10 protein-coding genes are annotated in these 10,778 nt (G+C 37.5%); 7 read left to right on the top strand and 3 right to left on the bottom strand.

Annotated features, from left to right (window positions below; all coding sequences use genetic code 11):
- Positions 1–197: 197 nt before the first annotated feature.
- The gene (locus AC33VI_RS06110) at positions 198–1,157 is read left to right on the top strand and encodes a VOC family protein (RefSeq protein ID WP_491781381.1); all 960 of its coding nucleotides are present in this window, start codon (positions 198–200) and stop codon (positions 1,155–1,157) included.
- A 148-nt stretch (positions 1,158–1,305) separates the two neighbouring features.
- Here the strand turns inward: AC33VI_RS06110 and AC33VI_RS06105 are convergent, their stop codons facing one another.
- Complete coding sequence (locus tag AC33VI_RS06105; RefSeq protein WP_491781380.1) at positions 1,306–2,448, bottom strand: citrate synthase; 1,143 nt, start codon at positions 2,446–2,448, stop codon at positions 1,306–1,308.
- 177 nt (positions 2,449–2,625) lie between these two features.
- Positions 2,626–3,576, bottom strand: coding sequence for an aldo/keto reductase (locus AC33VI_RS06100; RefSeq protein WP_491781379.1), 951 nt, complete (start codon positions 3,574–3,576; stop codon positions 2,626–2,628).
- 516 nt (positions 3,577–4,092) lie between these two features.
- On the opposite strand from AC33VI_RS06100, the gene AC33VI_RS06095 reads away from it, so the two are divergent.
- The 3 genes from AC33VI_RS06095 to ppk2 all read left to right on the top strand — a co-directional run bounded on the left by AC33VI_RS06095 (position 4,093) and on the right by ppk2 (position 6,250).
- Positions 4,093–4,317 (top strand): hypothetical protein, encoded by a 225-nt coding sequence (locus AC33VI_RS06095; RefSeq protein ID WP_491781378.1) that lies wholly within the window; start codon positions 4,093–4,095, stop codon positions 4,315–4,317.
- Positions 4,286–5,263, top strand: coding sequence for an alpha/beta hydrolase (locus AC33VI_RS06090; protein WP_491781377.1), 978 nt, complete (start codon positions 4,286–4,288; stop codon positions 5,261–5,263). Before AC33VI_RS06095 ends, AC33VI_RS06090 begins: the two co-directional genes overlap by 32 nt.
- Positions 5,264–5,410: 147 nt before the next feature.
- Positions 5,411–6,250 (top strand): polyphosphate kinase 2, encoded by an 840-nt coding sequence (gene ppk2, locus AC33VI_RS06085; protein ID WP_491781376.1) that lies wholly within the window; start codon positions 5,411–5,413, stop codon positions 6,248–6,250.
- Between the two features lie 196 nt (positions 6,251–6,446).
- Here the strand turns inward: ppk2 and AC33VI_RS06080 are convergent, their stop codons facing one another.
- Positions 6,447–7,814, bottom strand: coding sequence for an NAD(P)/FAD-dependent oxidoreductase (locus AC33VI_RS06080; protein WP_491781375.1), 1,368 nt, complete (start codon positions 7,812–7,814; stop codon positions 6,447–6,449).
- A 454-nt stretch (positions 7,815–8,268) separates the two neighbouring features.
- On the opposite strand from AC33VI_RS06080, the gene hpsU reads away from it, so the two are divergent.
- The 3 genes from hpsU (at position 8,269) to AC33VI_RS06065 (ending at position 10,574) form a co-directional block, all read left to right on the top strand.
- Entirely contained in the window at positions 8,269–8,874 is a 606-nt protein-coding gene (hpsU, locus tag AC33VI_RS06075) for a hormogonium polysaccharide biosynthesis acetyltransferase HpsU (RefSeq protein ID WP_491781374.1), read from the top strand.
- Positions 8,875–9,294: 420 nt separating this feature from the next.
- Positions 9,295–9,687: an AbrB family transcriptional regulator gene (locus AC33VI_RS06070; protein ID WP_491781373.1), complete on the top strand. Its 393-nt coding sequence runs from the start codon at positions 9,295–9,297 to the stop codon at positions 9,685–9,687.
- Positions 9,688–9,764: 77 nt separating this feature from the next.
- A complete protein-coding gene (locus AC33VI_RS06065) occupies positions 9,765–10,574 on the top strand; it encodes a CPBP family intramembrane glutamic endopeptidase (protein WP_491781372.1) in 810 nt (269 codons plus the stop codon).
- The last annotated feature ends 204 nt before the right edge of the window (positions 10,575–10,778 follow it).

Below are 10,778 nucleotides of genomic sequence, written 5' to 3'. Positions count from 1 at the left end.
TTGATTTATGCGATACGAGACTTACTTTCAAATGAGAACAAAAGGAAGAAACTAAGTCGGAAAAGCCTCGAGCGAGTGAAAAAGTTTACTTGGCAAAACATTTTACCAAAATTAGAGAACTGACAATTGTTCATCCCGATGAGATTGGACTAACAACATTAGAATAATTATGCTGGTAGATGTCGGGAAATGGAAAAATGATTAAAAATGGAATTGCACGAATTCTGATTAGCGTTAAGGATCTGCCTGAATCGGTGGAATTCTATCGGGATATTTTGCAAATGACCGTAGTTGGCGAATATTTTCTGGATACTAATACTGTCGAGCAGCTATGGAACTTATCACCAGAAACAACAGGTAAGGCAGTTTGTCTCAAAAATGACGAACAGACAACCTTACTAGAATTAATTCAATTCCAACCGCGATCGGAACAATATATTCGTCCTGGAGGCAATACAACAGACTATGGTTTATTTACCATTGCCCTGCGAGCCAAAAATGTAGATGCGGCATATGCCAGACTGAAACAAAAAGGCTATCAATTTATCTGTCCCCCCATTACCTATACCCCCAGTTGGGTTCCCGTGACTGTCAAAGAAGCAATTCTGGTTGCTCCTAATGAAACGGCGATCGCCTTAATCGAACGGGTAAGCGAACCAATACCAGAATTTGAAGGGGATTTTGGCATTATGCTGGATACTTCTCAAGTGGTAGAAGACATCGAAGAAGTGACTAAGTTCTATGTAGATATCCTGGGACTAAACAAAGTTTTCGACAAAGTATTACCATCGGGAATGATTGACAATATTCTGAACTTTCCTCCAGGTACAGAATCGAGGATGGCATTTATCAATCAAACTGGAAGTAAAAATGCTGCATTGGAATTTATTCAATGTTCGGTTAAAGGTAAGTCTTTGGCTAATATTGCCAAGCCTCCCCATCTTGGCTTATTTGCGATCGCCTTTGCGGTGGACGATCTATCAGCTTTAATTCAAAAATTACAAGCTAACAAGATCGAGATGTTATCTGAACCAGTGGAAATATCTAGCTATGATTTGGAAAGTGCTAGGGCGATCGTGGTTGAAGCTCCTAATGGGGTTAATATACAGTTCTTTCAGTTACACATTTGGGAGAGTAGGAGATATTATCCCGCTTGACGGTTTACTCTTATTATCCCGCCCTGACGGCTTGCCCTCGTATGGGGGGACGAATGGGAGGACTAGGTGCTACTACTCACTACTCACTACTCGTACGGACGTTCCATGGAACGTCTCTACACTACTCACTACCCACTACCTTTTATCTCTATCTTTCTTCCATAGGAATGTAGGGGGAATTATGCTCGCCAGTGTAGATCTGAGTTGGACGAAAAATACGATTTACAGCTAGTTGTTCCTTCCAATGTGCCAGCCAACCAGCTACGCGAGCGATCGCAAATATGGGAGTGAATAAATCGCTAGGAATGCCTAACTTCCGATAGACTAATCCAGAATAAAAATCAACATTGGGATAGATGCCCTTATATCCTAGTTTACCTTCGATAACTCTTTCTAATTCTAAAGCAATATCATAATAGAGATCGCTTCCTGTTTCGCTGAATAGTTCTTCCGCTAACTTTTGCAAGATTTTAGCTCTAGGATCTTTCACTTTATATACTCGGTGTCCGAATCCCATGATTTTTCGCTTGTTAGCTATTAAATTTTCAACATAAGGTTCGACGTTGTCAACTGAGGCAATATCTTCCAACATCGATAATACTTCCTCGTTCGCTCCTCCGTGCAACGGCCCTGCTAAAGTGCCAACCGCCGAGGCTACCACTGCATAGGGATCGGTCAAAGTAGAAGCAGTTACCATGGCTGAAAAAGTAGAAGCATTGATGGTATGTTCTGCATGGAGAGTCAAACAAACATCAAATATTTTAGCTTCTAAGGGATGGGGTTCTCTTTCTGTCAGCATATATAAAAAATTAGCTGCATAATCGAGATTATCGTTAGGTTTAATTGCATCGTTTCCGCGACGCATCTGGTGAAACGCAGCCACCATGGTCGGAATTTTTGCCAAAATACGCACTACAGCTTTTCTAATATATTCAGGATCGTCTAAAGCGCGACGAGAATAAAATAAGCCCAAAGCTGCGGCAGAGGTTTGCAAGGCATCCATGGGATGTCCCGTTTCGGGACAACACTTCATCATGTCCCGAATGCGATATTTAATACGACGATGGTGGAGAATATCGTTTTGGAATTCTTTGAGCTGTTGTTCGCTAGGTAATTTGTTCCAAATTAGTAAGTATGCCGTCTCTAAAAAACTACCTTTTTTAGTTAGTTCTTCGAGGGCAATTCCTCTATATTCGAGAATACCTTTCTGACCATCAACAAAACTAATACTAGATTTTGTCGCAGGAATACCTTCTAAGCCTGGCTTATATTCACAAAATGTCGCTGTCATAGATTTTCCTAAATTTATTTAAAGATAATATATTTGAAATTAGCCTAAATCTTGGTTTGGTTATGTCTTGAACTTTACTTTACTTAGATTGGGCGTGATGTGATAATTGTATTACTTATATTTTATCGGTAATAGTTTGATTTACTTCTTCTTCAAGAAAATCTTTATCGATATTATTTAAGAATTAGAACTTAGAGAACTAAGTTGTTCCACATCTTCAGTACTCAAATTCCAGCCCATCGCCCCTGCATTTTCTGCTGCTTGTCGAGGGGTTTTCGCTCCAGGAATAGGAATTACATTTTCTTGGGCTATTAACCAATTAAGAGCTACTTGAGCTACGGTTTTTTGATACTTCTCTCCTAGTTGTTGCAAGCGATCGATAATTGGTTTTATTTTTTTTAAACCACTAGCTGAAAATTTGGGATCTAGTTTTCTCGCACCTACGACTTTTTCTCGATCTTCAGGGGTATATTTGCCTGTTAAAAGACCTTGGTCTAAAGGGCTATAAGCCAAAATGGTCACTCCCAGATCGCGAGCAGTGGTTAAGATGCCATTACGTTCGATGTTTCTAGTTAATAGAGAATAACGAACTTGATTAACAGCTAAAGGAACATCATATTTTGCCAGGAGTTCCTTAGCTTGCTGCATTTGGGTAGCTGAATAGTTGCTAACTCCCACAGTGAGAATGCGACCTCGTTTTACTTCATCTGCCAACGCTTCCATTAAGGTAGATTGACCCATAAAAAAGTCAAAGGGCATATGCACTTGATATAGATCTATTTGTTCTAGATCGAGTCTTTTGAGACTATCAGTTAAAGTATCGGTTACTGCTTTTTTATCCCATCTCCAAGGTAAAGGAAAATATTTGGTGGCGATCTGTACTGGTTGGTTAGTTTGCTTGATAAATTTTCCCAGTAGTCTTTCTGATTCTCCCAAACCATATACTTCGGCAGTATCGAAAAAAGTCGCCCCTTTTGCGATCGCAGCTTCAAAAGCTTGCTGGACTTCTGCTTCTCCGTAACTAGAGCCATAGCCCCAAAACAAGCGATCGCCCCAAGACCAAGTACCAATCCCCAAAGCTGGTAATGAAATGTTGTTCGTTAATAGTTTAGTTGCTGTCACTGACATACCCCGATGTGGTTTACTTTACATTAATTTACAACATTCGTAGCTATTAGGTTTTTAGCGATCGAGAACTTTGAGGATTTCTGCTGGTTCTAGTCTTTCTGTCTAAGAAATAGTTGCAATCTCAAAATTATTTAAAAATCATTGAACTTTTATCCAGCCCTAACTATTAAATTAATTCTGCATGACTAAATTGAATCAAGCAAAATTTTGTCTTGTTTTCCTAACATAAATTTTAAATCTATCATTAGTTGTATTTTGCCATCTTTAACTTTGTTTATTGTTTATTGAAGATTTGAATACATTTAATTCGATTTAGGTCATTATTTTCTCATCAGTAGATTAAGCTTACTTACGCCAAAAGGCTGACTTAATAGGGTTTGCTTGTAAATCAAAGGGAGGGAATTAAGCAAAATTGTGTATTGTTTTCTCAACTGAAATTTAGATACTCTATTAGAAGGTAAATGAGTTATCTTTAAAGGATAGATAAGAAAACATTATATAAAACTATCCTCATTAATGAATAGCAAAGAATTAGCTCAGTATATCGAAGCTACAGATGGAATATCTAAGCCTTGGTTATTGGTACAGTTGAGGCTTAAAAAGCTCCAAGAAAGAAAAAATACGGTTTCTCCTCAAGAATATCTTGAAGAATTAGAAGATATCCAGTCAGATTTACTCAAATTAGGCGAATGGTGGAAGGGAAGAGAAAATGAGGTTTTTGGAACGGAATCGCATTTATGAAGGATATTACAAACGCAAAAGCAATCGCCATTTATCTAAAATAGCGTTCTTTGCTTTAACTATAGGAGTAGCTGTTTATCTTTTAATTTGTCTATTTCTTTATTTTCGGCAAGATTATCTTATTTATCAGCAAAGTCCTCATAGTGTAACTGTCGCTCCCAGAGATTCAGACTTTCAATTAAATCATCAAGATATTTGGATCGATGTCCCCCAGTCTAAAGCTCGGATTCATGGCTGGTGGTTTGACGCGCCCAGCAAACAAGAACCTATCGTTACTCTCCCTGACGAACCCATCAACATTGTAACCACACCCAAAACAGTTCTTTATCTTTGTGGTCGCGGTGGCAGTAAGACCCACTATAGTAGTTTGTCTAGAATTAAAGGATTGCAACAGCTAGGATTTTCGGTTTTGGCTATAGATTATCGCGGTTATGGCTTGAGTGAAGGAAAATTGCCTAACGAGTCTCGACTTTATCAAGACAGTCAAGCAGCTTGGCAGTATTTAACTCAAGATAAAAAAATTGTCCCTCAAAACATCATTATTTATGGAGAATCTTTGGGAGGCGCAGTCGGGATCGATCTTGCGGTCAAACAAAATAATGCTGCTGCCTTGATCGTTCAAAGCTCTTTTACGTCGATGCCCGAACAAATAAAAAGGTTTCGTCCTGGCTTGAGAATCTTTCCTTTGAACCTAATTTTAACTCAGCGTTTTAATTCTTTAGCAAAAGTGCGTTCGCTGGCAGTTCCCGTTCTTTTTTTACATGGCACGAACGATCCTATAGTTAGCTACAAAATGAGTCGCTCTCTATACTATGCTGCCCCCGAACCAAAAACACTGTTTTATATCCCTGAAGGGGAACATTTTCGGATTTATCGTTCGGGAGAATATTCTTACCTCCGTGCCATCGAGAGATTTTTATTATCTTTAGAGTCATCTAAGACTTAGAAATAGTTAAATTCACAAAGATATTTTATGTTCTATTTCAAAAGACTATCACTTAAGGGTTTAAGAGTTTTAAAGGGATAAAATTTACAGGAACTTAATTGTAAATATTTCCTATTTACTCAAAATAATCTTTGGTACAAATTAATTATGGGTAAAAAAAAATCTCATGGTAAAGAAAAAACAGAGCTTAAAGAACAAGGACAAAAAACCAACAAACTAAGCAAAAAAGTCTACGAAAAAGAATTAGCCAAGCTACAAATAGAATTAGTCAAATTACAAAGATGGGTACAGTATAAAGGTTTAAAGATTGTGGTTATCTTTGAAGGAAGAGATGCAGCAGGAAAAGGCGGTGCAATCAAACGAGTTAGTGAATGCTTGAATCCTCGGGTATGTAAAGTTGTAGCTTTGGGAACTCCAAGCGATCGCGAAAAAACTCAATGGTATTTTCAAAGATATGTGCCCCATCTCCCCGCATCAGGAGAAATAGCCCTTTTTGATCGCAGTTGGTACAATCGAGCGGGAGTCGAAAAAGTCATGGGTTTTTGCACCTATGAAGAATACAATGAGTTTATGCGCTCTTGCCCACAATTTGAAATTATGATTCAGCGTTCGGGCATAATTTTGCTGAAATATTGGTTTTCCGTAAGCGATAAAGAACAAGAAAAACGTTTTCAAGATCGCATCAAAGATCCAACCAAACGCTGGAAAATTAGTCCGATGGATTTAAAAGCCAGGGAAAAATGGGTAGAATATTCTCGGGCAAAAGATGATATGTTTGCTGCTACTGATATTCCCGAATCCCCCTGGAATGTGGTTGATGCAGACGACAAAAAAAGAGCGAGACTTAACTTTATCAATCATTTTTTGAGTAAAGTACCTTACGAAGATTTACCGCCTAAAAAAATCGAATTACCTCCCCGTCAAAAAGATATCGAATACGAGCGTCCGCCCATGGAAACTCAAAATTTTGTACCAGCTAAGTATTAACTTAGATTGAATAATCTAGTATGAATCCCGCTCCTTAGAGAGTGTTTGTCAAACAAAAATTAAAAATAAACAAAGTGGTGGAGATAAAGAAGATGAAATTTTACTCCTCTATCTCTCTGCTCCACTACCCTGCTACCCAAAGTAATTAGCTTTATTTTTTATTTACAGACAATTTCTTGTAAACATCCCTCATCCTTTAAACTGATACTGGCTCTTTTGATTGAGGAGCAGTTTTTTCTGTTTTCTTAGGAGGCTCGATTTCCAATTGCAAGGCTGGTTTTTCGGTAATTAAGCGCGCACCTCTACCTAAAGTAATGTAGTTCCACGCCCATTGAATCATTACTACCAATTTATTATCAAATTCAATTAAATAATAAATGTGAGCGAAAATCCAAATAATCCAAGCGACAAACCCAGATAGTTTGGCAAAGTTTAGATTAGCAACGGCTTTGTTTTGACCAATTACCGCCATACTGCCAATATCTTTATAAGTAAATTGTTCGACTTCTTTTCCTTGAAGGCGTTTGACAATTAAGTTGGCAACATATTCTCCTTCCTTCATAGCTACGGGAGCAACTCCAGGCAAAGGACGCTCTCCTTGGTGGGGGAAATTAGCCAAATCACCAATTACAAAGATATCGCCATAGTTTTTGATACTTAAGTTTGGCTCGACAATTACTCTACCCGCACGATCTAATTCTGCACCAGTGCGTTCTGCTAGTACTCTACCCATAAAGGAAGCTCTAACTCCCGCAGCCCATAAAATTGTATGAGCATCGATTGTCTTAGTTTCATCTCCCTGACGATAGGTAACGGATTTATTTTCAATGTTGGTTACTAAAGTTTGAGTTTGTACTTCTACCCCCAAATCTTCTAGGGCTTTTTGAGCGTCAGCAGAACATTGTTCGGGATAAGGAGGCAAAATTCGATTCATACCCTCGAACAATAATACTTTTGCTTGGGTAGTATCGATATCGCGAAAATCGTCTTTAACAGACTGATGAGCAATTTCTGCGATCGCACCAGCTAATTCTACTCCTGTTGGACCTCCACCTACAACCACAAAAGTCAATAATGCTTTGCGTTTTTGGGGATCTGGTTCTTTTTCTGCTGCTTCAAATGCCATAAAGATCCGACGGCGCATTTCTAAAGCATCTTCGACTGTTTTTAATCCTGGCGCATCATCTTGCCACTGATCGTTACCAAAATAGTGATGGCTAACGCCCGTTGCTACAATCAAAGCATCGTAGTCTAATTCTTCTCGGTCTTCTAAGAAAACTTTTTTGGCTTCGGGGTCGATATCTGTTACTTTGTCTAGTAGTACTTGGGTATTTTTGTGTTTGCTCAAAACTACGCGCAGTGGTGAAGCAATATCTGCAGGAGACAAAGTACCTGTTGCTACTTGATACAATAAGGGCTGGAAAAGGTGAAAATTCCGCTTGTCAATTAAAGTTACTTTTACGGGAGCATCTTTGAGAGATTTTGCTGCATACAGTCCGCCAAAACCACCACCCACAATAACTACATGGGGTTTAGATGTCTGCTTAGTTTGGGTTGTGTTCATAGTGAATATTTTGAGGGATAAAAAATAAATACCGCTTTTTATAAACCGTCTGGGAAAAGTAGTAATTTTTAGGTACGTAAAATTAATTTGTCAGCAATTATATACTAATATTAACTTTTGCGAATCGATATTAATCAAGATTACTCGATAAAATTTCAGTTTAGATTGTTGTCTCATTTCCCAGTTTCATTGATAGCTTGTATTTTTGGGAAATGATGTAGCAAGCAAAACAAAATGAGTATAATTAAATCCAATATTTTTGATAAGAGTAATTAATCACTACTAGCTTAATTTTGCTTATCAGTATTTAAAGTTTAGCAATGTTTGAAGTACAGATCTCATAGCTTCGGACATAATTATTGATTGGGTCTCTATAGTGCCTATCCTAGACAGAATTACTCGTCTGACTGTCTTAGTTGTGTTAGTCTTTGTTGTCCGATTGAAAAATTGAAAGATGACTTCTAATACCAACAATTCGGTTGAATCGATGCCGATTTTAGACGCAAAATCTTGGGTAGATCTGAGGCAATATAATCCATCCCAACATAATTTTGGCAGACCTAAATGGGTAGTAATCTTATGGTGGTTTTTGCAAGGAGTTTTTTTCCCACTAAGTTTGCATAACTTTAATGGTTTTCGGATTTGGCTGCTAAGATTATTTGGAGCAAAAATTGGTCGAGGGGTAGTCATTCGTCCTAGTGCTAGATTTATCTATCCTTGGAAAGTGGCGATCGACGATTTTAGTTGGATTGGAGATGATGTGGTTTTTTACAGCGTAGATAAAATTAAGATTGGCTGTCATTGTGTTATTTCGCAGAAATCTTATCTTTGCACTGGCAGTCACGATCTTGCGGATTCTGCTTTTGGTTTGATTACCGCTCCCATTTCAATTGGTAATGGGGTTTGGGTTGCTAGCGATTGCTTTATTGCTCCTGGAGTGGCGCTCGGTGCTAATACTGTTATTGGGGCAAGAAGTACTGTATTTCGCCATATCTCTGAAGGAAAAGTAGCTTGGGGCAGTCCCTGTAAAGTTCGTCAAATCAGAGAAATTAAAAAATAAACTAAAATACAGTCTATTTATCCTACTTGATCGCGACGATTAATCTCGTCGTTTTTTTATTTTCTTCAAAATTGCTAAAAAATACTTAATTTATTAAAATTACCAACGAGCATTTTAAAATAACAAAAGTCAATATCTCTCAGAGATAATCTCGATTTAGATATTATTTTAAATAACCATAAGCCTAAATCTTGTTGAAAAACTAACCTGAAAATAATCTTGAATCGAAACAATATTTGGTTACATCAGACTAAATAATCTAAAATGAAACTCAGAACATATTAAAAAAAAACAAATTATCGTCGAACAATTGTGACATTTGAGAGAAAAAACGGTATATTTCTTATAATGTCTATTAGAATTGAATAGTAAAATATTATTTTTCTAATAAGATAAAAGTTGGAGGAAAATAAAAACAGTATGAGCGACACAGCTACAGTTCCATTAACGGGAAAAGCTTTACTTCAAAAAGTAAAAGAGCTATCCCATTTACCTAGACGAGAAACCGCAAAAAAATGCGGTTATTTTACAACCACTAAAGATAAACAAATTCGCGTTAATTTAACAGACTTTTACGATGCAGTCCTTGCTGCCAAAGGTGTTCCTCTAGATCCAGAAGGCACAAAAGATGGTCGCGGACGCGAACCGACTTATCGAGTAAGCGTTCATAAAAACGGTCAAATTGTAATTGGATCTACCTACACTCAAGCAATGAATTTGAAAGAGGGTGATAAGTTTGAAATCAAACTAGGTTACAAGCACATTCATCTCAAACAAATTGATGGTGAAGAAAACGGAGCAGCAGAAAATTAATCGTTATTAAATAATATTTCTGGATCGAATCGCCGTCGATTGCGAGGGCGATCTACTGTTACCTAAAATATTTTAAGATGTTGGATACATCCTTGATAAAAGTAGCTAGATTTTTCGGAGTTTGGGCTATCATCTGGTTACCGATCGCCGTTCTCATATCTCGGTCAATTGATTGGCAGCCAGATCGAATTTTAACACCAAAACAAAAGCTAATTTTATTAGGATCTTTGTATATCCTTAGCCCGCTAGTACTTAGCTGGGGGATGAAAACAGCAAGTTTGCCTTTTGCCAGTTTAGGATTGGTTTTTCACTCCCATGTCTTTATTTCTATACTATCAGGTCTATGTTTAAGTCTGATTAGTTTAATTATCATTTTCCTTTTAGAATCTTGGTTTAATTTAGTAGATTGGCACTGGTCTAATTTATCAGAATTAATTCGTTCTTTTTTACCAATTCTATTATTAAGTTTATTTATTAGCGCGATTGAAGAAGTAATATTTCGCGGTTACATTTTCACTATATTGCTTGAAGACTATACTAATTTAGATGCTGCGGCGATCTCCAGTCTGATATTTGCCTTGCTGCATTTAGTTTGGGAAAGAAAAAAAACCATACCGCAGATACCTGGTTTATGTTTAATGGGAATAATTTTAGTAGGAGCAAGAATAGTCGATAGTAACCATTTGAATTTGGCGATTGGTTTGCACGCAGGTTGGATTTGTGGTTTAACCTGTATTGATTCGGCAAATTTGTTAACCTACAAAAAAGAAAATTCTTGGTTAACAGGGTTAAATCAGCAACCTCTTGCTGGAATTGCGGGTATATTTTGTTTGATTTTGGTTGGTTCGGTATTATGGCTGTTTTATCGCAACGGCGGAATAGTTTAATTATTATTCAAATTAAGAGCAGTTAAAATTAGTTCGTGATAAGCCCGACGATTATCTTCAGTAGTGGAAATAGTGCGATTCGTTGGTAGTAGGAGCTTCTAGCAACTAGAAGGGTATGACTATCGTTCAGTTGGATACAAAAATGACTAACACAAGTTAACCAAAGAATATGCGGATTACCGAACCGTAAAATGTACGGGAAGC

Source organism: Waterburya sp. (genome assembly GCF_058530065.1).
Note: the sequence above shows the minus strand (reverse complement) of the source record. Positions and strands in the feature narration are given on the sequence as shown.

Excerpts from the sequence above, each read along its gene's own strand:
- AC33VI_RS06110 (WP_491781381.1), top strand. The coding sequence starts at position 198 with ATGATTAAAAATGGAATTGCACGAATTCTGATTAGCGTTAAGGATCTG.
- AC33VI_RS06105 (WP_491781380.1), bottom strand. The coding sequence starts at position 2,448 with ATGACAGCGACATTTTGTGAATATAAGCCAGGCTTAGAAGGTATTCCT.
- AC33VI_RS06100 (WP_491781379.1), bottom strand. The coding sequence starts at position 3,576 with ATGTCAGTGACAGCAACTAAACTATTAACGAACAACATTTCATTACCA.
- AC33VI_RS06095 (WP_491781378.1), top strand. The coding sequence starts at position 4,093 with ATGAATAGCAAAGAATTAGCTCAGTATATCGAAGCTACAGATGGAATA.
- AC33VI_RS06090 (WP_491781377.1), top strand. The coding sequence starts at position 4,286 with ATGAGGTTTTTGGAACGGAATCGCATTTATGAAGGATATTACAAACGC.
- ppk2 (WP_491781376.1), top strand. The coding sequence starts at position 5,411 with ATGGGTAAAAAAAAATCTCATGGTAAAGAAAAAACAGAGCTTAAAGAA.
- AC33VI_RS06080 (WP_491781375.1), bottom strand. The coding sequence starts at position 7,814 with ATGAACACAACCCAAACTAAGCAGACATCTAAACCCCATGTAGTTATT.
- hpsU (WP_491781374.1), top strand. The coding sequence starts at position 8,269 with ATGACTTCTAATACCAACAATTCGGTTGAATCGATGCCGATTTTAGAC.
- AC33VI_RS06070 (WP_491781373.1), top strand. The coding sequence starts at position 9,295 with ATGAGCGACACAGCTACAGTTCCATTAACGGGAAAAGCTTTACTTCAA.
- AC33VI_RS06065 (WP_491781372.1), top strand. The coding sequence starts at position 9,765 with ATGTTGGATACATCCTTGATAAAAGTAGCTAGATTTTTCGGAGTTTGG.